Origin of the sequence: Sphingomonas sp. Leaf198 (genome assembly GCF_001424005.1) — a bacterium.
In the GTDB taxonomy this organism is placed as follows: Bacteria; Pseudomonadota; Alphaproteobacteria; order Sphingomonadales; family Sphingomonadaceae; genus Sphingomonas.
Map to the genome: position 1 here is coordinate 407,628 of NZ_LMPX01000001.1, position 23,457 is coordinate 431,084.

23 protein-coding genes and 1 tRNA gene are annotated in these 23,457 nt (G+C 65.7%); 15 read left to right on the top strand and 9 right to left on the bottom strand.

All coding sequences use genetic code 11. From position 1 onward, the window contains the following. Positions 1 to 85: 85 nt before the first annotated feature. Positions 86 to 1,378, top strand: a complete 1,293-nt coding sequence (locus tag ASG20_RS01885; protein WP_056047773.1) for a hypothetical protein — start codon at positions 86 to 88, stop codon at positions 1,376 to 1,378. 100 nt (positions 1,379 to 1,478) lie between these two features. Here the strand turns inward: ASG20_RS01885 and ASG20_RS01890 are convergent, their stop codons facing one another. Beyond that, complete coding sequence (locus tag ASG20_RS01890) at positions 1,479 to 1,949, bottom strand: Lrp/AsnC family transcriptional regulator (protein WP_056047776.1); 471 nt, start codon at positions 1,947 to 1,949, stop codon at positions 1,479 to 1,481. 196 nt (positions 1,950 to 2,145) lie between these two features. Between ASG20_RS01890 and ASG20_RS01895 the strand changes: the two genes are divergently transcribed. Together ASG20_RS01895 and ASG20_RS01900 are read left to right on the top strand one after the other, a co-directional pair. Next, complete coding sequence (locus tag ASG20_RS01895; RefSeq protein WP_231420346.1) at positions 2,146 to 4,068, top strand: sensor histidine kinase; 1,923 nt, start codon at positions 2,146 to 2,148, stop codon at positions 4,066 to 4,068. After that, on the top strand, positions 4,065 to 5,060 hold the full coding sequence (locus tag ASG20_RS01900; protein ID WP_056047778.1) for a polysaccharide deacetylase family protein: 996 nt from the start codon (positions 4,065 to 4,067) through the stop codon (positions 5,058 to 5,060). Before ASG20_RS01895 ends, ASG20_RS01900 begins: the two co-directional genes overlap by 4 nt. 291 nt (positions 5,061 to 5,351) lie before the next feature. On the opposite strand, the gene rpsI is transcribed toward ASG20_RS01900, so the two are convergent. The 3 genes from rpsI to ASG20_RS01915 all read right to left on the bottom strand — a co-directional run bounded on the left by rpsI (position 5,352) and on the right by ASG20_RS01915 (position 7,565). Beyond that, positions 5,352 to 5,909, bottom strand: coding sequence for a 30S ribosomal protein S9 (gene rpsI / locus ASG20_RS01905; protein WP_082441435.1), 558 nt, complete (start codon positions 5,907 to 5,909; stop codon positions 5,352 to 5,354). After that, entirely contained in the window at positions 5,909 to 6,388 is a 480-nt protein-coding gene (rplM, locus tag ASG20_RS01910; RefSeq protein ID WP_060524218.1) for a 50S ribosomal protein L13, read from the bottom strand. Before rplM ends, rpsI begins: the two co-directional genes overlap by 1 nt. A 124-nt stretch (positions 6,389 to 6,512) precedes the next feature. Further along, on the bottom strand, positions 6,513 to 7,565 hold the full coding sequence (locus ASG20_RS01915; RefSeq protein WP_056050285.1) for a COX15/CtaA family protein: 1,053 nt from the start codon (positions 7,563 to 7,565) through the stop codon (positions 6,513 to 6,515). Between the two features lie 307 nt (positions 7,566 to 7,872). Here ASG20_RS01915 and ASG20_RS01920 point away from each other — a divergent pair, with 307 nt between their 5' ends. Further along, positions 7,873 to 8,256, top strand: coding sequence for a MerC domain-containing protein (locus tag ASG20_RS01920; protein ID WP_056047781.1), 384 nt, complete (start codon positions 7,873 to 7,875; stop codon positions 8,254 to 8,256). Positions 8,257 to 8,297: 41 nt separating this feature from the next. Beyond that, complete coding sequence (locus ASG20_RS01925) at positions 8,298 to 8,765, top strand: Fur family transcriptional regulator (protein WP_056047784.1); 468 nt, start codon at positions 8,298 to 8,300, stop codon at positions 8,763 to 8,765. A 145-nt stretch (positions 8,766 to 8,910) separates the two neighbouring features. On the opposite strand, the gene ASG20_RS01930 is transcribed toward ASG20_RS01925, so the two are convergent. Then, positions 8,911 to 9,441, bottom strand: coding sequence for a GNAT family N-acetyltransferase (locus ASG20_RS01930; RefSeq protein ID WP_056047787.1), 531 nt, complete (start codon positions 9,439 to 9,441; stop codon positions 8,911 to 8,913). A gap of 92 nt (positions 9,442 to 9,533) precedes the next feature. Here ASG20_RS01930 and dxs point away from each other — a divergent pair, with 92 nt between their 5' ends. Then, positions 9,534 to 11,456 (top strand): 1-deoxy-D-xylulose-5-phosphate synthase, encoded by a 1,923-nt coding sequence (dxs, locus tag ASG20_RS01935; RefSeq protein WP_056047788.1) that lies wholly within the window; start codon positions 9,534 to 9,536, stop codon positions 11,454 to 11,456. After that, positions 11,453 to 11,620 carry a hypothetical protein gene (locus tag ASG20_RS19245; RefSeq protein ID WP_156363992.1) on the top strand — a complete coding sequence of 56 codons (168 nt, stop codon included), beginning with the start codon at positions 11,453 to 11,455 and terminating at the stop codon, positions 11,618 to 11,620. The genes dxs and ASG20_RS19245 overlap by 4 nt, the downstream gene beginning before the upstream one ends. Positions 11,621 to 11,762: 142 nt before the next feature. Here ASG20_RS19245 and ASG20_RS01940 read toward each other — a convergent pair whose 3' ends face one another. Beyond that, positions 11,763 to 12,434, bottom strand: a complete 672-nt coding sequence (locus tag ASG20_RS01940) for an RBBP9/YdeN family alpha/beta hydrolase (protein WP_056047792.1) — start codon at positions 12,432 to 12,434, stop codon at positions 11,763 to 11,765. Positions 12,435 to 12,619: 185 nt separating this feature from the next. Here ASG20_RS01940 and ASG20_RS01945 point away from each other — a divergent pair, with 185 nt between their 5' ends. From ASG20_RS01945 to ASG20_RS01965, 5 genes are all read left to right on the top strand, one after another. Then, positions 12,620 to 13,420 carry a TlyA family RNA methyltransferase gene (locus tag ASG20_RS01945; RefSeq protein WP_082470688.1) on the top strand — a complete coding sequence of 267 codons (801 nt, stop codon included), beginning with the start codon at positions 12,620 to 12,622 and terminating at the stop codon, positions 13,418 to 13,420. Between the two features lie 219 nt (positions 13,421 to 13,639). Then, on the top strand, positions 13,640 to 14,158 hold the full coding sequence (locus ASG20_RS01950) for a TspO/MBR family protein (protein ID WP_056047795.1): 519 nt from the start codon (positions 13,640 to 13,642) through the stop codon (positions 14,156 to 14,158). Positions 14,159 to 14,197: 39 nt separating this feature from the next. Then, complete coding sequence (locus tag ASG20_RS01955) at positions 14,198 to 14,473, top strand: accessory factor UbiK family protein (protein ID WP_056047799.1); 276 nt, start codon at positions 14,198 to 14,200, stop codon at positions 14,471 to 14,473. Between the two features lie 100 nt (positions 14,474 to 14,573). Continuing rightward, positions 14,574 to 15,077 (top strand): YbjN domain-containing protein, encoded by a 504-nt coding sequence (locus tag ASG20_RS01960; protein WP_056047803.1) that lies wholly within the window; start codon positions 14,574 to 14,576, stop codon positions 15,075 to 15,077. Beyond that, a complete protein-coding gene (locus ASG20_RS01965; protein ID WP_056047806.1) occupies positions 15,074 to 15,883 on the top strand; it encodes a pyrroline-5-carboxylate reductase family protein in 810 nt (269 codons plus the stop codon). The genes ASG20_RS01960 and ASG20_RS01965 overlap by 4 nt, the downstream gene beginning before the upstream one ends. A gap of 9 nt (positions 15,884 to 15,892) precedes the next feature. Here the strand turns inward: ASG20_RS01965 and ASG20_RS01970 are convergent, their stop codons facing one another. Beyond that, complete coding sequence (locus tag ASG20_RS01970) at positions 15,893 to 16,381, bottom strand: MarR family winged helix-turn-helix transcriptional regulator (protein WP_231420344.1); 489 nt, start codon at positions 16,379 to 16,381, stop codon at positions 15,893 to 15,895. A 58-nt stretch (positions 16,382 to 16,439) separates the two neighbouring features. On the opposite strand from ASG20_RS01970, the gene ASG20_RS01975 reads away from it, so the two are divergent. From ASG20_RS01975 to ASG20_RS01985, 3 genes are all read left to right on the top strand, one after another. Further along, complete coding sequence (locus tag ASG20_RS01975) at positions 16,440 to 17,549, top strand: branched-chain amino acid aminotransferase (RefSeq protein ID WP_056047813.1); 1,110 nt, start codon at positions 16,440 to 16,442, stop codon at positions 17,547 to 17,549. Positions 17,550 to 17,601: 52 nt separating this feature from the next. Then, positions 17,602 to 17,676, top strand: a tRNA-Gln gene (locus tag ASG20_RS01980). Between the two features lie 306 nt (positions 17,677 to 17,982). Next, positions 17,983 to 19,188 carry a DUF1624 domain-containing protein gene (locus ASG20_RS01985; protein ID WP_082470689.1) on the top strand — a complete coding sequence of 402 codons (1,206 nt, stop codon included), beginning with the start codon at positions 17,983 to 17,985 and terminating at the stop codon, positions 19,186 to 19,188. 346 nt (positions 19,189 to 19,534) lie between these two features. On the opposite strand, the gene ASG20_RS01990 is transcribed toward ASG20_RS01985, so the two are convergent. After that, positions 19,535 to 20,815 (bottom strand): DEAD/DEAH box helicase, encoded by a 1,281-nt coding sequence (locus ASG20_RS01990; RefSeq protein WP_056047820.1) that lies wholly within the window; start codon positions 20,813 to 20,815, stop codon positions 19,535 to 19,537. A gap of 153 nt (positions 20,816 to 20,968) precedes the next feature. Next, positions 20,969 to 23,362 (bottom strand): glycoside hydrolase family 31 protein, encoded by a 2,394-nt coding sequence (locus tag ASG20_RS01995; protein ID WP_056047823.1) that lies wholly within the window; start codon positions 23,360 to 23,362, stop codon positions 20,969 to 20,971. Between the last annotated feature and the right edge of the window lie 95 nt (positions 23,363 to 23,457).

Sequence of the window (23,457 nt, forward strand, 5' to 3'; positions counted from 1 at the left end):
TGCTTGAACGTATCCACGACGGACCATATAGCGTCGCCGCGCGCCACGAAGGTATTCGAGGTCGGCGCAGAGGGAGAGTTTCCGCATGAAGACCATTTCGAAGCTTGCACTGATTGCGGCGTTCGCCACCGGCACGAGCGGCCTCGCGCTGTCGACGCCTGCGTTCGCCAAGGACAAGAAGGCCGACGCGGCGCCGGCGATGAAGCTGAGCCCCGAAGTCCAGAAGCCCGGCGTGGCCGCGCAGACCGCGCTGGCCGCCAAGGACTTCGCCGGTGCGCAGACCGCGATCGACCAGATCGATGCCGCCGCCAAGACCGATTACGAGAAGTATATCGGTGCTGCGCTGCGCTATCAGCTCGAGAACGACAAGATCGTCGCGACGCAGACCGCCAACCCGAACGCGCCGGTCAACGAGACCACGCTCGCCAAGCCGCTCGATGCGCTGATCGCCAATGCGGCCACCCCGGCGGCGGATCGCGGCAAATATGCGTATCGTCGCGGTGCGCTGGCGTTCAACGGCAAGCAGTATCCGATCGCGCTCCAGTATTTCGCGAAGGCCAAGGAACTCGGCTATACCAATCCGGACCTCGGGTTGCAGATCGTCAAGGCGAAGATGGAAAGCGGCGACGTGACCGGTGCGACCGCCGATCTCGACGCTGCCATCACGCAGATGACCGCGGCTGGCCAGAAGGCTCCCGAGGATTATTATCGGTATGCGATCGCCAAGTCCTACGCCGCCAAGCGTAACGCGGACACGATGGCATGGTTGAAGAAGTGGGTCACCGCCTATCCGTCGGCCAAGAACTGGCGCGACACGCTGATCCTCGCGGGTATCCAGCAGAACGCGCTGATCACGCTCGACGAAGCGCAGAAGGTCGACATCTTCCGCCTGATGCGGGCGACCAACTCGCTCGCCGACCAGACCGACTATCTGCAATATGCGGATAGCGTGAATCGTCGCGGCCTGCCGAGCGAGGCTCAGGCGGTGATCAAGGAAGGCATGGCGCAGGGCAAGATCCCCGCCGGTAACGCGATGTCGAAGGGCCTGCTGGCCGACGCGACCAAGAACATCGCCGCCGATGGTCCGCTCGCGGGCCTTGAAAAGCGCGCAACGACCGCAGCCAACGGCAAGCTCGCCGCGGGTACGGCCGATGCGTATCTCGGGCAGAACAACTACGCCAAGTCGGCCGAGCTTTATAAGCTGGCGCTGACCAAGGGTGGTGTCGACGCCGACGACGTGAACCTGCATCTCGGTATCGCGCTCGCGAAGTCGGGCGACAAGGCCGGCGCTGCGGCTGCGTTCGCAGCGGTCAAGGCCTCGCCGAAGGCCGATGTCGCGGGCCTGTGGACGACTTGGCTGGCGGCGCCCGCCGCATAAGTCGATCCGGTTGGATCTGGGGAAGCGGGGTGGCAGCGATGCCGCCCCGTTTTTCATTTCAGGTGACGCGACCGGCTTTGGGCAGCGCGCCGAGGGTTGGTCAGTCGCCGACCACCACCGGGATGCCCGAGAGCGCCTTGGCGGTGCGGATCGTCAGCGACGTCTTCACGCTCGCCACGTTGGGTGCCGGCGTCAGGTGGGTCGTTAGGATCTCCTGGAAGCTCTTCAGGTCGGCGGCGACGATCTTCAGGATGAAGTCGATCTCGCCGTTGAGCATGTGGCATTCGCGGATCTCGGGAATGTCGGCGATGTGATTCTCGAACGCCGCGAGGTCGTGCTCGGCCTGGCTGCGCAGCGAGACCATCGCGAACACCGTGATCGGAAAGCCCAGCCGGCTCGCGTCGAGATCGGCATGATAGCCGCGGATCGCGCCGGCTTCCTCGAGTGCGCGGACGCGGCGCAGGCAGGGGGGCGCGGTCAAGCCGACCTGATCGGCCAGATCGACGTTTGTCATCCGTCCGTCCGCCTGCAACAGCGACAGGATCTGCCGATCGATCCGGTCAAAACTCATTTCACGCAACTCCCGAGCAACATCGCAAACCAATTGGTTCGTTCCCCATAGCCATAAGATTGTTGCGGCGAAACGCAATTGTCCCACTATGCGACGAACCCGTCGGCGCCGGAAAATGCGGAGTTCCTTCGAAGAGTCGCGCGCGTTAAGGAATCGCAACGGCGGGCATGCTAGGTCATCCGTTCCGGGAGACAATGTGCGGTTCGACGACAGCCTGAAGACGATCCTCTCTGCCGACATGGCCTCCGAATTCGGAGCGCAGTCGGCATGGCGGCAACTCGTCGACCTGATGGGCCGTGGTCGCATCGCGTGCGACGCGCCGTCGATCGCAAGGTTGCGCATGCTGCGTCCAGAAGTGCCGGTAGCGGTTCGTGCGGCCAGTGCGCGCGCGCTCGCCTTTGCCGCGCCGGATGCGTTGCTGGTCGGGTTCTTCGCCGAAGACGCGTTGGCAATCGCTGCCCCGGTGTTGCGCACCGCGAGGCTGGCGCCGGACGCGTGGCTGGCGATCCTGCCGCGGCTGACGCCGGCGGGTCGCTCGGTCCTGCGGCATCGTCGCGATCTGCCTGATGCCGTCCAGCGCGGGTTGCAGAGCTTTGGGCCGGTCGATTTCATTCTGCCGCAGCCTGACGCCGTGCCCAATGCGGTAGCGGACGATGATCGGGCCGACGCGGTGCCCCCGCTCGACGATACAGCCGTAGCCGCTCGGGTCGCCGCAGAAACCGCTACGGTCGAGCCGGCGGCGATTGCTGCCGACACAGGCACCGCCGAGCCCGTGGCGGCTGTCGCAGAACCAGCCACCGTGGAGCCTGCGGCTGCGGTATCGCCGCTGCCGAGCGCGCCGCTGAGCGAAACACCGTTCATCGCGCTCGGCGACGTCGCGCGCGGACTGCCGTTCATGGCGGAGGCACTGCGTCACGCGAAGCTGGCCGAGAGCGCCCCGGCGATCGACGACGAGCAGACTGCCGGCACCGATGTCGAACGATTCGAGATTTCCGATCTCGTCGCGCGGATCGAGGCGTTCAACAAGGATCGTACGGTCGATGCCGGCGCTCCGGCGGCCGTATCCATCGAGGTCGAGACCTTCCGGTACGAAACCGACGCGCACGGCGTGATCCGGGTGATCGAGGGCGTCGCCCGCTCGGCGTTGATCGGCGTGTCGCTCGGCTATGCGGCGCGGCAGGGCGAGGCGCAGCTCGATGGTGTCGTGGCGGGCGCGTTCAGGCGGCGGTCGCGGTTCAGCGATGCACGGCTCGAGGTTGGTGGATTGTCCGACGCGTTCGGATCGTGGCGGTTGTCCGGCGTACCGGCGTTCGAACATGCCTCCGGACGGTTCATCGGCTTTCACGGGACCGGGCGGCGACCGCGGCGCGACGAGACCGCCGAGCCGGCTCGCGCGTCTTCGCCGGTATCCGATTCGCTGCGCCAGCTTGTCCACGAGCTGCGGACGCCGACCAATGCGATTTCCGGGTTCGCCGAGCTGATCGAGACGCAGTTGCTCGGCCCCGTCTCGCCGACCTATCGCGACCGGGCGACGGCGATCCGCACACAGGCGAGCGATCTGCTAGCGGCGATCGACGACCTGGATATCGCCGCGCGGATCGAAGGCCATGCGCTCGATCTGCGGCCGACTGCGGTAGCGGTGCTGCCGTTGCTCGACCGCGTTGTGGCCGATCTGAAACCGCTTGCCGCGTTGCGCGGGACCAGTGTCGCGATCGTCGCCCCGGCGGGCGATTGCGACATTCTGGGCGATGATCGTGCGGTCGAACGGCTGATCGGGCGGTTGATCGCGGCGCTGGTATCCGCGGGACGCCCTGACGAGCGGCTCGGCATCGTCGTTCGACCGGTCGGCGAGACGGTGACGATCGCGTTCGACCGGCCTGCCGCACTGGCGGCGCATGTGACCGATGTCCTGCTCAGCATCGATGCCGAGCAGGAGAATGACGGCGAGGGTGCGCCGTTGCTTGGTACCGGTTTTGCGCTGCGACTGGCGCAGAATCTGGCGGTCGAGCTCGGCGGGGTGCTGACGATCGGCATCGACACGCTCACGCTGCAACTGCCGGCGTCGGACGTGCGCAACGTCGGTGATCAGACCGAGCTTATGGTCGACGAGCGACGGTGATCGCAGGTCGCGCGTATCGCCCGCCACGGCCGACCAACGCGCAACGCATCGTCTGGCCGGATACGTTCGGCACCCGTTTCACGGTCATGGTCGATGTCGAGGAAGAGTTCGACTGGGACGCGCCGCCCGATCCTCGCAACCGTGCGACCACCGCGATGGCCGCCTTTCCCGACGCGCATCGTCGGTTCGCCGAGCGGGGTGTCGGGCTTACCTGCATGGTCGATCATCCGATCGTCACCGATTCCCGTTCGGTCGCGATCCTCGCGCGGGTCATCGAGGACGCGCGGTCGGAGATCGGTGCGCAGCTGCATTCGTGGGTCACGCCGCCGTTCGAGGACGGTGCCGGCGACACTTCGAGCTTTGCAGGCAACCTGCCGGCTGAAGTCGAGGCGGCGAAACTCGAAACGCTGACTAGGGAGATCACCGCGGCGTTCGGCGTTCGACCGCGCGTCTATCGGGCGGGACGTTACGGTATCGGCCCGAACAGTTTCGACCTTCTGAGGCGGCTGGGTTACGAGATCGATAGCTCGGTGCGGTCGGGATATGATTACCGCGCCAAGGGCGGCCCCGACTTCGGTATGGCGGACGCGCAGGCGTATCGCGTGCAGGGGATCGTCGAACTGCCTCTGACGACGGTTTTCACGGGTTATGCACGGAAGGGCGGTACGCGCCTGTATCGAGCGTTGGGCGGTATCCCGAGGGGCAGAGGTGTGTTCGCGCGTACCGGCCTGCTGTCGCGGATCGCGCTGACGCCGGAGGATATGCCGATCGAGGCCGCGCTCGAAGCGGTCGCGGTTGCGGCGGGCGAGGGGCTTCGGTTGCTCAACCTGTCGTTCCACTCGCCGTCGCTGGTGCCGGGGCATACGCCGTATGTACGCGATGCTGCCGACTTGAAGCGGTTCCACGGGTGGTGGGCGACGATGCTCGACGAATTCGATCGCCGCGGTATCCGCAATGCGTCGCTCGATGAAATCCTGACGGCGCTGGCCTAGCCAGGCACCTGCTGCAGCGCATCGATCTGGGTAGGTTCTACACCGCACTTCGAACGCACTCCCATCCCTGGAAGGGAGGGGCAGGGGGTGGGTAGGTGTCCGCGTATTCGACCAGTTGAGGCTCAAGCTGGCCGACCCACCCCCAACCCCTCCCTTTCAGGGAGGGGAGACCGGTACGGTTTTGGGCTTTGTTGGCGCGTTCAAACTAGGGTTGGCATAGCTGCACACCAAAACCAGAAAGGGCGGCCCGTTGCCGGACCGCCCTCTTGGTAAGCAATACTGAAAGCGAGATTAGCGCTTCGAGAACTGGAAGCTACGACGGGCCTTCGCCTTGCCGTACTTCTTGCGCTCGACGACGCGGCTGTCGCGGGTCAGGAAGCCTGCTGCCTTCACCGATGCGCGCAGCACCGGCTCGAAGCGGGTCAGGGCCTGGCTGATGCCATGCTTGACCGCGCCGGCCTGGCCCGAAAGGCCACCGCCCTTGACGGTGCAGACGACGTCGTACTGACCTTCGCGCTCGGTGATGCCGAACACCTGGTTGATGACGAGGCGCAGCGTCGGACGTGCGAAATACACTTCCTGGTCACGACCGTTGATCGTGATCTTGCCGGTGCCGGGCTTGACCCAGACGCGCGCGACGGCGTCCTTGCGACGGCCGGTCGCATAGGCGCGGCCCTGCTTGTCGAGGATCTGCTCGCGCAGCGGCATCGGCTCGCGGACGGGCTCGTTCGAGACCGGTGCTGCGATATCGCCTTCGCTGGTCGGCAGAGCCTGCTCGGCGGGGGCAGCCGGCGCGGGCTGGTTGGTCAGGCTCGCGAGATCGGCGAGCGACTGGCGGTTGTCGGACATTATGCGCCCACCTTGTTCTTGCGGTTCATGCTGCCGATGTCGAGCACGGCAGGGTTCTGTGCCTCGTGCGGATGCTCGGTGCCCTTGAAGATACGCAGGTTGCGCATCTGCTCACGACCCAGCGGGCCGCGCGGGATCATGCGCTCGACAGCCTTTTCGAGAACGCGCTCCGGGAAGCGGCCGTCGAGGACCTTGGCGGCAGTGATGCCCTTGATGCCGCCGGCATAACCGGTGTGCTTGTAATAGATCTTCTTCGCGGCCTTGTTGCCGGTGAAGCGGATCTTGTCGGCATTGATCACGACGACGTTGTCACCGCAATCGACATGCGGGGTGAACGACACCTTGTGCTTGCCGCGCAGGACGTTGGCGATGATCGATGCGGCACGGCCGACGACGAGACCTTCCGCGTCGACGATATGCCACTGCTTCTCCACCTCAGCCGGCTTCGCCGACTTGGTGGTCTTCATGAGCGCCTTCATGGGCGTTAGACCTTCCAGATTGAATGCAAGCGCACCAAGGGGAGGCCCCGCAGCGCGAATGCCGGCCTAATGCTGAAAGGGGGGCTTCAAGTCAAGCTTTCCGCCGGTTTCCTGACGGGTATTATCATACCCGTTGCTTGATGCGGGGTGCTGTACCTACGGCGTGGGCGGCGAACATCGCGGCGATCAGCAGGAGCGCGGCGTTCCCCTGGTGCGCGACCGCGACGTCGATCTGCACGCCGGTCATCAGCGTCGCGATGCCGAGCATGATCTGGAGCGTGACGAGCCCGACGACGAAGAAGCCCGCGCTGCTGCCCGTCTTGGTCGCCTTGATCGCCAGCCAGATGAGCCCGGCGGCGGCGGCGAACGCGAACCAGCGGTGAATGAACTGCACTACGATCGGGTTGTCGACCGCGTTGCTCCAGGCGGGTTTCACCATCGGCACGTCGGCGGGGAACAGCCCGTCACCCATTAGCGGCCAACTCGCGAAGGCATAGCCGGCGTCGAGTCCGGCGGTGAACGCGCCATAGACCAATTGCACGAACAGCAGCGCGAGCGCGAGGATCGCTACGGGGGCGAGGCGGGCAGGGGCGGCGAGCGGATTGCGGTGCAGCGCCATCAAGTCGAGCGCGGTCCACACGATCCCGGCGAGGATCGTCAGTGCAGTCAGCAGGTGAACGGCGAGCCGGATATGGCTGACGTCGGTGCGGACGGACAAGCCAGAGGCAACCATCCACCAGCCGATCGCGCCCTGGAACGCACCGAGCGCCAGCAACGCCGACAGCCGCCAGCCATAACCGACCGGGATACGCTTGCGCACCGCGAACCAGATGAGCGGTACCGCGAAGACGAGACCGATGACGCGGCCCCACAGCCGGTGAAGGTATTCCCAGAAGAAGATCGCCTTGAATCCGCCGACCGTCATGTCGGCGTTGAACGCGGCGTATTCGGGGATGCGCTTGTAGGCGTCGAATTCGGCTTGCCACTGTGCGTCGTTGAGCGGCGGGATGATCCCGCTGATTGGCTTCCACTGCGTGATCGACAGCCCCGACTCGGTCAGCCGCGTGATCCCGCCGATGACGACCATCGCGACGATCAGGCCGGCGACCGTGAACAGCCACAGGGCGACGGAACGAGGACGGGCTTTGCTGAGGAAGGCGGCGCTGGGTTGAAGCATGGTGAGGAGATAGTGGTTTACGCGGCGGGGCGCCATCGGTTCGTGGTGCGCCGTTGCTTCATGTTGCTGGAGGTGCCGCAGGTAGGGGATGGTGTTAAACTATTTCTCCGTCATCCTGACGAAAGTCAGGATCCAGAGCCTCAAACGGCAGGCGTGCGTAACTCTGGATCCTGACTTTCGTCAGGATGACGACGGATAGCACTACGAACTCTGGCGGCGATCCGACCTGACGAACCAAAAATTCCCCGCAAGAAAAATGCGATGTAATGTTGTATCCTTTCGTTGAGGCATCTATATCCGACGAACGATGACGCCCTCGGCCACGCATACCCACCGCTTCGCCGGTCTCGATCGCTATGCGATCGGGCTGTCGGGCCTGTGCATGGTGCATTGCCTGGCGACCTCCGTGCTGGTCGCGCTGATGTCGACCGCGGGCGGTTTCCTGCTCGACCCGATCTTCCACGAAGTCGGCCTGACGATCGCGATCGGTCTCGGTGCGCTCGCGCTCGGGCGCGGCGTGCTCAACCACGGCTATATGATGCCTGCCGCGATGGGCGCGCTCGGGCTCGGCATCATGGCGGGCGCGATGACGCTGCCGCATGACAGCGGTGGCGGCGAGACGTTGTGGACGATCGTCGGCGTCGGGCTGCTCGCATTCGGCCACGATCTCAACCGCCGCGCCGAAAGCTGAGCGGGTTGCTGGAACTGTTCCGGCATCCTACTTCACCCAGCATGGCGCACGCTCACAACCACACCGAACCGCAGGGCGCCGATCTCGCCGTCGCAGCACAGACGACGCTCGAAAAGGCCGGCGAGCAGTGGACGACGATGCGCGCCAGCGTGTTCGCTGCGCTCGCCAGCTTCGAGAAGCCGGCATCGGCCTACGATATCGCCGAGGCCGTCTCGAAAGCCGAAGGCCGCCGCGTCGCCGCGAACAGCGTGTACCGCATCCTCGACCTGTTCGTCGGCGCGAATCTGGCGCGGCGGGTCGAGAGCGCGAACGCCTATGTCGCCAACGCGCATCCGGATTGCCTGCACGACTGCATCTTCCTGGTCTGCGACTCGTGCGGCCAAACCACGCATCTCGATAATGACACGATCACCAAGGGCGTTCGCAACGCGGCGGAGGCGGCCGGCTTCTCCCCGGTCCGTCCGGTGATCGAAGTCCGCGGGCGATGTGCGGACTGCGAGGCGAAGTAGCCTCGCCATCGCGCAATCCTCCCCCGCCAGGGGGAGGTGGCTGGCACTTGCCAGACGGAGGGGGAGGAGAGGGCAACCTCTGCTCCGTGTCCTCCCCCTCCGTCGCTTACGGCGCCACCTCCCCCTGGCGGGGGAGGATCAGCTTTTACCCCAAATCCTTCCTCATCCGGATCATCGGCACCGGGACCTCGCCCGGCGTCTCGATCCGCTCGATCGGCAGATACCCGCACGCACGGTACAGCGGCTCTCCGGCCAGCGTCGCCATCATCTCCGCCCGCGCAAACCCGGCCTCTCGCGCTGCGGCCTCGCAAACCGACAGCACCAACCGTCCTACGCCCCGCCGCACGAAATCTGGATCGGTATACATCGCGCGGATGCGCGCCGCGTCATGCGCCGGATCGAGCAACGCCGCATCGCGCAACGCCGTGCTGTGATCGCCGCCATAGAGCGTCGCCCGCCGACTCCACCCGCCACACCCGGCCAGCCGACCGTCCGCCTCGACCAGCAGATACGTCCCGTCCGCGATCAACTGTGTATCGAGCCCCATCACCGCGCGGCTCGCCTCGACCTGTGCCGGCGTCAGGAAGTCCCCCTGCAACGCGCCGATCGCGCGTCCCATCAGCGCGGCGATCGCCGGGATATCCGCCTCACCGGCCACACGGTGCGTAAAGTTCATATTTGTGCACTTCCCGAGCGATTCCAGTGCGAATGCTAGCGCAGGACACGGTAACAATCGACACGATACGCGCGCTGCATTAAGCCCGTCCGATGGCCGACCTTCCCTCGACACCGCTGCTCGACACCGTTTCGACGCCCGACGACCTCCGCAAGTTGCGCCCGGACCAGCTCCGCCAACTCGCCGACGAACTGCGTACAGAGACGATTTCCGCGGTCGGCACCACCGGCGGGCATCTCGGCTCGGGCCTCGGCGTGGTCGAGCTGACCACCGCGATCCACTATGTCTTCGATACCCCGCGCGACCGCCTCGTCTGGGACGTTGGTCACCAATGCTATCCGCACAAGATCCTTACCGGCCGCCGCGACCGGATCCGCACGCTGCGCCAGGGTGGTGGCCTGAGCGGCTTCACCAAGCGTAGCGAGAGCGAATACGATCCGTTCGGCGCGGCGCATTCGTCGACGTCGATCTCGGCGGCGCTCGGCTTTGCGATCGCCAACAAGATCGCTGGGACGCCGGGGAAGGGCATCGCCGTGATCGGCGACGGCGCGATGTCGGCGGGCATGGCGTACGAGGCGATGAACAACGCCGCGCAGGCGGGTAACCGGCTGGTCGTGATCCTCAACGACAATGACATGTCGATCGCGCCGCCGGTCGGTGGGCTGTCGGCATATCTGAGCCGTATCGTATCGAGTCGCGAGTTCCTGGGGTTCCGCGACCTCGCGCGTAAACTCGCCAAGCGGCTGCCACGGCCGATCGCCAGCGGGATGCGCAAGACCGACGAGTTCGCGCGTGGCATGACGATGGGCGGCACGCTGTTCGAGGAACTCGGCTTCTATTATGTCGGCCCGATCGACGGCCATAACCTCGAACACCTGATCCCGGTGCTGGAGAATGTCCGCGATGCCGAAGAGGGCCCGATCCTCGTTCACGTCGTCACCAAGAAGGGCAAGGGCTATGCCCCAGCCGAGGCTGCCGCGGACAAGTATCACGGGGTGCAGAAGTTCGACGTGATCTCCGGCGTCCAGACCAAGGCGCCACCGGGCCCGCCGCAATACCAGAACGTGTTCGGCGCGCAGCTTGTCGCGGAGGCCGCGAAGGACCCGCGGATCTGCGCGATCACCGCGGCGATGCCGTCTGGCACCGGGCTCGATGCGTTCGCCAAGGCGTATCCCGACCGGTTCTTCGACGTCGGCATCGCCGAACAGCATGGCGTCACCTTCGCCGCCGGCCTCGCTGCGCAAGGCATGCGCCCGTTCTGCGCGATCTACTCGACGTTCCTCCAGCGCGCGTATGATCAGGTCGTGCATGACGTCGCGATCCAGAACCTGCCGGTCCGCTTCGCGATCGATCGCGCAGGCTTGGTCGGTGCGGATGGCGCGACTCACGCAGGGTCGTTTGATGTCACCTACCTCGCGACGCTGCCGAACTTCGTCGTGATGGCGGCGGCGGATGAGGCCGAACTCGTTCACATGACCCACACTGCAGCGCAGTACGACACCGGCCCGATCGCGGTGCGTTATCCGCGCGGCAACGGCACCGGCGTTGCGCTGCCCGAGACTCCGCAACTGCTGGAGATCGGCAAGGGCCGTGTCGTGCGTGAGGGCAAGAAGATTGCGATCCTGTCGCTCGGCACGCGTCTGGAGGAAGCGCTCAAGGCCGCCGAGGTTCTTGAAGCCAAGGGGCTGAGCACGACGGTAGCGGATTTGCGCTTCGCCAAGCCGCTCGACGTCGATCTGATCCGCAAGTTGCTTACCACGCACGAAGTCGCGGTGACGATCGAGGAGAACTCGGTTGGTGGCTTCGGCGCGCACGTGCTGACGATGGCGTCGGACGAAGGGCTGATCGACGGCGGGCTCAAGCTGCGTACGTTGCGTCTGCCCGACGCGTACCAGGATCAGGACAAGCCCGAAGTCCAGTACGCCGAAGCCGGGCTCGACGCGACTGCGCTGGTGGATACCGTGCTCAAGGCGCTCCGCCACAATTCGGGCGGGGTTGCCGAAGCGCGCGCATGAGCGGGCCGACCAAGGGGCTTGTGATCATCGTTCTGGCGGTGATCGTGATGGTGTCGCTCAATATTGCGATGTGGCGGCGGATGCGGGGTGGCTTGGCTGCGGCAAAGGCTGAGCAGGCGGCGAACCCCGAACTGTTCGATGAAAACGGTACGCGGATTTCGTGAACCGCCAGCCCTACACGCCACCCCGGCGAAGGCCGGGGCCCAGTTGGTAAGGCCTCAGTAATCGAGGGTAGCGCTCCGTTAGCGACGTCCCCCAACTGGGCCCCGGCCTTCGCCGGGGTGGTGCATCTTTAAACGCGTACAGTTACCCGCCCAAGTAATGCGTCTGCGCGGCGTCTGTAGCGCTCACCGCAAGGATCGACCGCGCTTTGCTTGGCGGCAAAGCCTGCCCCCTGCCATCGCCACTCGCCGCGATGACGCGCTCCAGCAGGTCCTGCCCTTCACGCCACCAGCCGATCCCGCTCGCGGCATTCAAATGTCCTTGCGGCCCGGCATCGACGAAGTGGCTGCCCCAGTCCGCCGCCATGCTGTGCGCGCGCTCGGGCGTGACCCAGGGGTCGTCGCTGCTCGCCACTACGATCGACGGGAACGGCAGCGGCGTGCGCGGAGTCGGCGAGAAGCCCTTCAGTTCGGCCTGCGCTCCGCCGCGATCGACGTCCGCCGGTGCCACCAGCAACGCGCCGGCTACCGGCCAGCCGTAAGGCTGCGGGCTGAGTTCGGCCCACCATGCAACGGCGAGGCACCCGAGACTGTGTGCGGCGAGGATCACCGGCGCCTGTGCCTGCCGGATCGCTTCGTCGAGACGCGTCACCCAGGCGTTGCGGTGCGGCGTGTTCCACATGCCGAGCTCGACACGGACCGTGTCGGGCCGCGCCTCTTCCCATAACGTCTGCCAGTGCGAAGGACCCGATCCACCAAGGCCGGGCACGGTCAGGATCGTCGGCTGGACGGAATCATACGGTGCGAAAGAACCCACAGCGCTTCTCCTTCTCCAAAACCTCGTTCTTCGAGGTCGGGAGCGTGGCCGAAGGACGCTCTAGGGCACGCCATCCGGTCACGATCCCATGCGCTCAAGATAATCCTACCCGTTAGGTAGGCAATGGCATTGCGGCGAAAGGAAGGCAGCTTGCGGCAATCGGATCGGACGGCGATAGCGGGCGGATGGTGAAGGTACGTGCAGACCAGATGCTGGTCGACAGAGGGCTGGTCGAGTCGCGGACGCGCGCGCAGGCGCTGATCATGGCGGGCCTCGTGTTCGCGGGGACGAAGAAGGTCGACAAGCCCGGGCAGACGCTTGCGGACGACGTGGAACTCGACGTGCGCGGTCGCGATCATCCCTGGGTTTCGCGCGGCGGGATCAAGCTGGCGCACGGCCTTGCGCATTTCGGTTGGGACGTGACCGGTGCGGTCGCGATCGACGTGGGCTCGTCGACCGGCGGCTTTACCGACGTCATGCTGAAGAACGGCGCGGCTAAGGTCTACGCGGTCGACAGCGGCACCAACCAGCTTGCCTGGTCGCTGCGGCAGGATGAGCGCGTCATCGTCCACGAACAGACCAGCGCGCGGATCCTCACGCACGCGCATATTCCCGAGCCGGTCGACCTGATCGTCTGCGATGCGAGCTTCATCGGTTTGGCGAAGGTGCTCGAGCGGCCGATGTCGTTTGCCAAGCCCGATGCGCGGCTGATGGCGCTGGTGAAGCCGCAGTTCGAGGCGGGGCGCGGCGAAGTGGGGAAGGGCGGTGTCGTCCGCGATACCGCGATCCACCAGCGCGTCTGCGACGAGGTCGCGGCGTGGCTGACGGGGCAGGGGTGGAGCGTGGTTGGTGTGGTCGAGAGCCCGATCACGGGGCCTGAGGGTAACGTGGAGTTCCTTATTGCTGCTTTGCATGGCGAGAGTTCGACGGTGGAACCGCCGGTCACGGACGTGCCAAATGACCCCGAAACGCCTCCGTCATCCTGACGAACGTCAGGACCTAGAGCCACGCCGGGTGCGCTCGGTATCCTGGATCCTGACTTTCGTCAGGATGACGGTGTGGGGAGGTCCGTACCGGAATGAACCACTAGCGGAACGATTATCCACCAAACTCGGTTTACCGATCACAAAATGCGCGGCAGGACGAGGCCGCGTAGAGACGGAAGGATTTGTGTGGGCGGTATCGCTTCGAAGGGCCAGTTGAGGATGTCGTTCCTCCGCTGGGCGGTCGTGACCGTGCCCCTGATCCTTTTGCTGGGTTTCCTGTCCGGTCGATCGGTCAGCGTCGGCAGCGAGAATACCTGGTACATGGCGCTCGCGAAGCCTGCGCTGAACCCGCCGGGCTGGGTATTTCCCGTCGTCTGGACCACGCTCTACATCCTGATCGGGCTCGCGCTCGCGATGATCCTCAACGCGCGTGGCGCTCGGTTGCGTGGGCTTGCGGTCGCGCTGTTCGTCGGCCAGTTCCTGCTCAACCTCGCCTGGACGCCGATGTTCTTCGGTGCGCACAGGATTGGGCTGTCGGTACTGGTGATCGTCGCGATGCTCGCGCTGTCGATCGCCGCAACCTTCGTATTTGCGCGCATCCGCCCTGCCGCGGCGTGGCTGATGGTGCCATACATGGTGTGGATCAGCTTTGCCGGCGTGCTCGCGTTCAGCATCGGGCAGTTGAACCCCGATGCCGAAACCCTTGCACCCGCGCCGCATACGTCCCAAATGCTGTGACGCAGCAGCCGTTGTGGCAGTCATTGGGATTTTGAAGCAATGCAATCCGAAAACCGCGTGTTCGACGATATCGTCAAGGTCCTGAACGGCGCGGCCGGTACGCTTGCAGGCGTCGGTCGCGAAGCCGGTTCGGGTGCGCGCGAGCGTGCACGTGAATGGCTTGGCGGGCTCGATTTCGTCAGCCGTGAAGAGTTCGATGCGGTCAAGGCGATGGCCGCAGCCGCGCGCGACGAGAACGATGCCCTGAAGGCGCGTCTCGATGCGCTCGAAGCGAAATCGACGGTCAATGCGCCGCTCGGGGCGTCGGTCGACTGACTTTTCCACAGTTTTCCGCAGAAATGGGGCCGATGGGGTTGTCGGGGCGTTTTTGCCTCGGCACCCTTTGTTGTGCGATAAGGATCGCCAGGACCCTGTGATGCTTGAACACGCCGACCACGACCACGAAGACGCCGCTCCGATCGACATGCTCGAAAGCTATTACGCTGCGCATGGCTGGGAGCACGAGCGCCACGACGACGAGATCGTCGCGACCGTCAAAGGTAGCTGGGCGACGTACGAGTTGCGCGCGTTGTGGCGTGAAGACGATAGCGTCCTGCAATTCCTCGCTTTTCCCGATATAAAGGTGCCCGACGAACGCCGTCTCGCGGTGTACGAGACGATCGGCCTGGTCAACGAACAGCTCTGGATCGGTCATTTCGAACTCTGGTCGACGAGCGGCATCCTGTTGTTCCGGCACGCGGCGATGGTCGATGGCGGCGACGACGGGACGATGTCGCTGGAGGCCGCCGAACTGCTCGTCGAATCGGCGATCGAGGAGTGCGAGCGCTTCTATCCCGTGTTCCAGTTTGTGCTGTGGGGCGGCAAGAGTCCCAAGGAAGCGATCGCCGCGGCGCTGATCGAAACCCACGGCGAGGCATGAGCGGGCGCTTTCCAGCGGGTCCGCTGTGGCTGATCGGCTGCGGCAACATGGGTGGTGCGATGCTGCGGCGCTGGATCGCCGCCGGGCTCGATCCTTCGACGGTGACGGTGATCACGCGGAGCGGGAAGGGGGCGCCCGAGGGAGTCCGCTCGCTGACCGCGCTGCCTGACGAGAATGCCCCCGCAACGCTGATGCTTGCGCTCAAGCCGCAACAGATCGATGTGGCGCAGGCCTTGCTCGCGCCCATGCGAGGTGCGCCGAGGTTGCTGCTGTCGATCCTGGCCGGTGTCGATCACGCAACTTTGTCGGAACGGTTCGCAGCGGATACGATGGTTCGCACGATGCCCAATTTGCCCGTAGCGATCGGCAAGGGCGTGACGTCGCTCTATACGGTCGCCGCGTCGGACGAGGCGATCGCAGCGGCAGAGGCCTTCGCCGCGCCGCTCGGTCACTATGAATGGATCGCCGACGAAGCGCATTTCGATGCGGTGACGGCGCTCGCAGGCTGTGGCCCGGGGTTCGTATTCCGATTCGCCGATGCACTAGCCAAGGCAGGCGCCGCGCTAGGGCTGCCAGCAGAGCAGTCGGCGCGGCTTGCGATGGCCACGCTCGAAGGCGCCGCGATCATGGCGGCCGATGCGGATGTATCGCCTGCCGCCCTGGCGGACCGCGTGGCGAGTCCGGGCGGATCGACTCGGGAGGGTATGAACGTTCTGGACCGCGACGATGCGCTGGTTGCGTTGCTCACCCAAACATTGGCTGCATCCGAGCGGCGCAATGCCGAGATGGCCGCCGCCGCGCGCTGAAGTTGGCGCTCAGCCGCGCAGGCCGAATACCTGCGAGCGATCGCTTTCCGGTACCAAGCCTTCCAGCACCGCCCAGAACCCCGAGACCGCGCTCTGTCCGGCGCTGGCATACGCCTCGGCCATGCGGATCCGCGCCGCCTCGAACAGGTCGCGTTCCATCTTCGCGCCTTCCGGGGTGAGCTTCAGCAACCGTTGGCGGCGATCGCGCTCGCCGGGGCGCGTTTCGACCAGCTTGCGCTCGGCGAGCTCGTTCAACACGCGGCCGAGCGATTGCTTGGTGATCGCCAGCAGCGACAGCAATTCGCTCACCGTGAGATCGGGTTTACGCGCGATGAAATACAACGCGCGGTGGTGCGCCCGGCCAAGCCCTTCTTCGGCGAGGCCCTGGTCGATCGACCGCGTCAGGTGGCTATAGCCGAAATAAAGCAGCTCCATGCCGCGGCGGAGTTCGGGTTCGCGAAGGAACAGGGGCGACGCAGGCGAAGCTGTGGCAGACATGTTGACCGGTTTAGCCATCGCCCGTAGTCGTCGGCAACCCGCCTTGAGAGAGAATTCGATGTCCGCTCCAGCTTTTACGCCCTCTTCAACCTTCCGCCACGAGCCGAACGCGGCTCCGGTCGAGGCGAACGAGCGCGCGAAGCGGCTGATCGATCCCGGATTCGGGCGAGTCTTCACCGATCACATGGCGATGATCCGCTATAGCGATGCCGAGGGCTGGCACGATGCGCGGATCACCGCGCGTGCGCCGCTGACGATCGATCCGGCGTCGTCGGTGCTGCATTATGCGCAGGAAATTTTCGAGGGAATGAAGGCGTATCGACTCGCGGACGGCGGGACGGCGCTGTTCCGTCCCGAGGCGAACGCCCGCCGCTTCCAGGATTCGGCGCGGCGTCTCGCGATGCCCGAACTGCCGACCGAGCTGTTCCTCGAATCGGTCGAGCGGCTGGTCAAGACCGACGCGAACTGGATTCCGGAGAGCGATGGGGGTGCGCTGTACCTGCGCCCGTTCATGTTCGCCTCCGAAGTATTCCTCGGCGTGAAGCCGTCGGCCGAATATCTCTACATGGTGCTCGCCTCGTCGGTCGGCGCGTATTTCAAGGGCGGCGCACCGACCGTGTCGATCTGGGTCAGCCAGCAGTACACGCGAGCGGCTCAGGGCGGCACCGGTGCTGCCAAATGCGGCGGCAATTACGCCGCCAGTCTGCTCGCGCAATCCGAGGCGATCCGCAACGGCTGCGACCAGGTCGTGTTTCTCGACGCGGCCGAGCGCCGCTGGGTCGAGGAACTCGGTGGGATGAACATCTTCTTCGTGTTCGACGACGGCAGCATGGCGACGCCGGCGCTGACCGGCACGATCCTCCCCGGTATCACGAGGGACTCGATCCTGACGCTTGCACGGGCACAGGGCATCACCGTGCGTGAGGAGGGCTACACCTTCGATCAATGGCGCGCCGATGCGGCGAGCGGCCGGCTGGTCGAGGCGTTCGCCTGCGGTACCGCGGCGGTGGTGACGCCGATCGGCACGGTGGCGAGCCCCGAGGGGCGTTTCACGATCGGTGACGGCGCTCCCGGTGCGCTGACGATGCGGATGCGCGACGCGCTCGTCTCGATCCAGCGCGGCACCGCGCCCGACGACAACGCCTGGCTGCACCATCTCGCGGTTTGACGTCCGCGAGGGCTTTTCACGCGGCGCGGCCCCGCTATAAGGCCGCCTCTGTTGGGGCGTCGCCAAGTGGTAAGGCAGCGGCTTTTGATGCCGCCATGCGCAGGTTCGAACCCTGCCGCCCCAGCCAATTCTTGATCTATTCTGCCAAGCGAACCGGAAGCCTCGATGTCTCCGGCTCTGGGTGAATTCGACCATCGCGTAGCGTTTACCGACGCCAGATGGTTGCCTGGCTCGTCCTTTGACTAATCCTGACGACCAGTCCCAGCGCGTCGTCGGCGCACAAAGTACCATAACGCAGTTCGAATACGCCGCGACGGGCGGGGCGCGGCAGCCCGATGCGACAAATGAGGGGGCGGCGAACACGGCGGAGCACAGTGCCGAGGTTGACGTTGTCATTACAATATAACATTGCGGGGCAACGGAGAAATCAACTGTGTCGACCGCGACTGCCGCTACATCCCCCACTGCAACATCCGCCACTTCGCCAGCCGCAAGGCACGACGTCGTTTCTGCGGCGCCGTTGCGCCGTGGTGCTAGAATCGAGTCGATCGACGGGCTGCGCGGCCTCGTCATGCTGTTGATGCTCGTCGATCACACCCGCGAATTCTTCTATTATGGTCATCAGGTCGCGGATCCGATGGACCTGACCACGACGTCGCCCGGCTTGTTCTTCACGCGGCTGGCGGCACATCTGTGCGCGCCCGTCTTCGTCGCGCTGACCGGGCTTGCCGCCTGGCTGTACGGCGCGCGCAAGCCCGTGATGGCGACCTCCGCGTTCCTGGTGAAACGGGGGGCGTTCCTGATCGCGCTGGAACTGACGATCGTCGGGTTCGCCTGGTCCTTCACCTTGTCGCCAGCCACGGTATTTCTGCAGGTCATCTGGGCGATCGGCTGGTCGATGCTCGCCTTGGCCGCACTTGTGCATCTGCCGCGCGTCTGGATCGCCGCGATTGGTGTGACGATCGTCGTCGGGCACAATCTGCTCGATCCGATCACCTTTGCAGTGGGCGAGCCCGGACATGCGGTCTGGGCCGTGCTGCACGATCGGGGCTTTGTCGACCTGTGGGAAGGGACGCGCGCTCGGACCTCCTATCCGGTTCTGCCGTGGATCGGCGCGATCGCGCTGGGCTATGCGATCGGCCCCTGGTTTGCGGCCGCGACCGCGCCGAAGACGCGGGTGCGCCGGTTGTGGATGGTCGCGGCAGGCTTGCTGGCCGCGTTCTGCGTGTTGCGCGGGCTGAACGGTTATGGCGATCCGACCCCGTGGATCGGGGGCGCGACGCCGTTACTCACCGCGATGTCGTTTCTGAACGTGACCAAATATCCCCCGTCGCTCGATTTTCTGCTGCTGACGCTGGGGGGCGGGTCGGCCTTGCTCGCGCTATGGGACAGCCGCTCGCCGCGGTGGCTGGCGGTGTTGGGCAGCGCGCCGTTGTTCTTCTATATTCTACATCTCTACGTGCTGCATCTCGTCCAGATTGCTGCCGGCGCGGTGACCGGCGCAGCAGGGGTAGACATACCGTCGGTCGGCTGGATCTGGCTGATCGCCGCCGCTGTGCTAGGGCCGCTCTGGCTCGCCACCCGGTCATTCGCGACGATGAAGCGCAAAAGCGACCGGTGGTGGATGCGGTACCTGTGATGGCGACGCTTTTGGCCGGACGCCTTCAGGAGGCGTGATCGTGTCGCCGGGCCGCAGCCTCTGCGAGTGCTACACGGCCGGCTTCCAGCGTCTGGCAGGAGCGACGGGTCAATTGTGCCGGTTTGATGGCGTTGGACGTCCGCAACTCGGCGGATAGTTGGGGTTCTCACGTGGGAGCACGGCGGCTCCAGCAAAGCGGTCTATACCCAAAGCTCGGCGCATAACCACGCTCCTGGGCTATGCTTCAGATCGATCGGATTGGAGCCGCGTCTCCGCCGATGCGTCGGCATCTGCGGAGACCTCAGGACGCTGGGCTTGCCGCCCGCGAGACCGATGTGATCGGCGTTCAGGCGGCCTTGGCAGCCATCCGCGCGGCGAGCTTCTCTTCCTCGGTCCAGACCTTCCGCACGCGCTCCTTGGTCGGCTTGACCTGCTTGACGGGTCCGCCGCCGAGCACTGGTGCGCGCTGGGTGGAGTGGCGCGCCACTTCGCAATGCCATTCGTGATCGTCTTGGACGGTCAGCGTGCGACCGATCTCGCGCTCGACATCATGCAGCCAGGCGCGCTGCTCGGCATCGCACAGCGTGATCGCGAAACCGCTGCGCCCGGCGCGCCCGGTGCGGCCGATCCGGTGGACATAGCTCTCGGGCAGGCTCGGCAAATCGTGGTTGAACACGTGCGTCACGGTGTCGACGTCGATCCCGCGCGCGGCGATATCCGTCGCCACCAGGACCTGCACGGTGCCGGCACGGAACGCGTCGAGCGCACGCTCGCGCTGGCCCTGCGACTTGTTGCCGTGCAGCGCCTCTGCGGTGATGCCCTCTTCGCTGATGAACGCGCACACCTCGTTGGCGATGTTCTTCTGGAGCGTGAAGACGACCGCCTGGCCCATGTCGGGCGTGCGCAGTAGCGCGAGCAGCGCAGCCTTCTTGTTGGCCGCGTCGAGGAACATCACCGACTGGTCGATCCGGTCGACCGTCGTCGACGGCGGCGCGATCTCGACCTTGGCTGGATCGCGCAGCAGGCTCTCGGCCAGCGCGGCGATCGACTTCGGCATCGTCGCCGAGAACAGCAGCGTATGGCGGTCCTGCGGCAGCGTCGCGACGATCCGCTCGATCGGCTTGGCGAAACCCATGTCGAGCATCTGGTCGGCTTCGTCGAGCACCAGCGCCTCGAGCGCGGACAGATCGCACAGCCCCTGGTCGATCAGATCGAGCAGACGGCCCGGCGCTGCGACGATGATGTCGACGCCGTCCTTGAGCGCGTTGACCTGGTGGAACTGGCTGACGCCGCCGAAGATCGTCGTCACGCGTGGCTTGATGTGCCGGCCGAAGCTCTCGAAGCCCGCGGCGATCTGCGACACCAGTTCGCGCGTCGGGGCGAGCACGAGCACGCGCGCGCCGCCCTTGGGGGCAGGGCGGGGATCGGCGGCAAGGCGGTGCAGCAACGGCAGCGCGAAGGCTGCGGTCTTGCCGGTGCCGGTCTGCGCCATGCCGAGCATGTCGCGGCCCTCCAGCAGCATCGGGATCGACTGCGCCTGGATCGGCGTCGGGTTGGTATAGCCCTCTTCCGTTAGCGCCTGCAGCAAGACCGGGGCGAGGGCGAGATCGGCAAAAGTCATGGTCATGGTCAAGCGGCGCCTCCGGCGCAGAGCAAAGCGGCACCGTGAAGGGCTTGGCATAAAGAGGAGGCGCGCGTCTAGGATCGATGCTGCACCGCGTCAATGTGGAAAGCGATGGGCTGCCTCAGGCCCTCAGAGAGCGCTCGCCCCGCGACCCGGTCATCTGCGGCGGGCCGCACCGGAGCCATCCGCGTCCAACGCTACGCTGACCGCCTTTCCGGTGTAGGCGATCGTCCTACCGATGCCTTCGCCCAGTCCGACGCCATTGCTCGCGCCAACCGAAACGACATGGAAAATGCGCGAGGCCGGCATGCCTGGATAGCGGCCCTGTCGCGCTCCGATCGTCAGCACGCCGGTCTTGTCGTCCAGTGCAAGATCGATCGTCGCGCGCTCGCCGCGCCGCCAGCCTTGGCCATCACCGGCATCGTCGTAGAGCGTGAAGCGTCCGTCGCGACCGCGGTACAAGCGCAGTTCGGTCGGCAAAGCGGGCGACTGTTCGGTATATTGGACGCGTTGCCCGAGCGGCAGGATCGTTCCTGCCGCGATGTGCAGCGGGATCTGCCCGATCGGCGCGGCGACCGTGACGTGCATGCCGCCCGTTAGCCGTTCGCCCGACCAGAAATCATACCAGTCCGTACCCGCCGGCAGATAGACCTGCCGCGACGTCGCACCCTTATTGGCCACCGGGCTGACCAGGATCGACCGGCCGAACAGATATTCGTCGCGCAGGTCTCGCGCCGCTTCGTCGTGCGGGAACGCCATCCCCGCCGGATACAGGAACGACGCGCCGTGCTGCGTGACCTGCCACGACTGCGCATACAGGAACGGCAGCAGCCGGTAGCGCAGCGCGACCGCATCGAGCAACGGACCGCGGGCGGTCTCGGGGAAGCTGTAGACCTCCTTTCCCGCGCCGGTCCCGTGGATCCGGAACATCGGGTTGAACACGGCGAACTGGAGCCAGCGGGTGAACAGTTCCTGATAGGCGGGGTCGTCCGGGTTGCCGCCGAAGAACCCGCCGATGTCGGCCGACCAATAGGGAATGCCGGTCATCGAGAAGTTGACGCCGGCGGGGATCTGCGCGCGGAACACGTCCCACCGTCCGGCGACGTCGCCCGACCAGGTGATCGCGGCATTGCGCTGCTGCCCGGCCCACGCCGACCGCGTCAGGATGATCGGGCGCTTCGCGGCGAAGTCGGTCGCCATGCCGTCGTGCACCGCGCTGGTGTGCATCAGCGGATACGCGTTGTAGACATCCGCGCCGGATCCGATCGCGGTCCGCACGTCGCGCATCTCGCCCCAGTGGCCGCCGAGTTCAGCCTCGCTCCCGTCGAGCCAATAGCCGTCGAAGCCGGCCTTACCCAAGCGCTCAGAAACGAACCGCCAATAGGTCGCGCGCGCGGTCTTCGAGAACGCGTCGTACCAGCGACCTTCGCCGGCGGGATAGACGTTGGGATAGGTCTTTGCGTACAGCCCGCCGACCGCGTCGAGCGCCTTGGTCGTGTCGAGACCGCTGTCGAAGCGCGGCCAGATCGACACGATGCTGTGCACATTCTGGCGGTGCAGCGTGTCGAGCATCCCTTTGGGATCGGGATAGCGTGTCGGGTCCATCCGGTAGCTGCCCCATTCGCCCGGCTTCCAATATTGCCAGTCCTGGACGACCGCATCGAGCGGGATCTTCATCGCACGGTAGCGCGCGGCGACACCCAGCAATTCGGCCTGCGATCCATAGCGCTCCTTCGATTGCCACAGCCCCCAGGTCCAGCGCGCCATCAGCGGCGCTTGCCCGGTCAGGCCGCGATAGGCGCCGATCACGTCGTCGACATCGGGGCCGCCGAACAGGAAATAATCGATGCCCTTGCCCGCCTGTGATCGAAACACGATCCGGTCAGTGGTCTGCGGTACGGCGACGGCGACATCGGTCACCGCCGGGTTGTTCCAGAACAGGCCGTAGCCCGCGCTGGAGACGAACACGGGGACGCCGACATCGGTGTTGGCCTGCTGCAACCGCACCGTCGTGCCGCGGTAATCGAGCAGTCCGGCCTGATGCTGGCCAAGGCCGTAGATCGCCTGGCCGCCGCCGATCTCGAACCGCTGCTGGACGCGACCGTCGGGCTCCGGCGCGTCGCCCAGCCGTCGGGTCACCGGATCGCTTTCGCCGATCAGCGGCTTGCCATCCGCACCGAGCAACGCGACCCGGCCATCGGCCTTGGCGACCGTGACCCGCATCGACGGCGTAGCGATGATGAAGCGATCCGCATCTTCCTTCATCGTCCAGGCGACGCGGGCGGGCGTGCCGAGGACCGCGAGACCGGTGTCTAACTCCGCCGCCTCAGCCGCACCTACCGTCACGCGGATCGCGCGCTCGCCCCACACCGTCACCCGAAGGACGCCACCAGGTACCTTGAACCGGGCGCCGTCGCTGGTCTTCTGCTCCAACGTCATGCGCGCCGCGGGGGCTTGCGTCTCGGAGGATTGCCAGGGAGTCTGTGCGCCCACGGGGGTGGCGCTGGCGATCGCGCCGACCACTGCTGCGCCGATCCAAGTATGTCGCATCCGTCCTCCCGGTCCGGACTTGAACGCCGGCATGACAGGAGGTTATGTCAGAGTATTAGGCGGGTCAAATAATCCGCCTCGACCATATTGGTTAC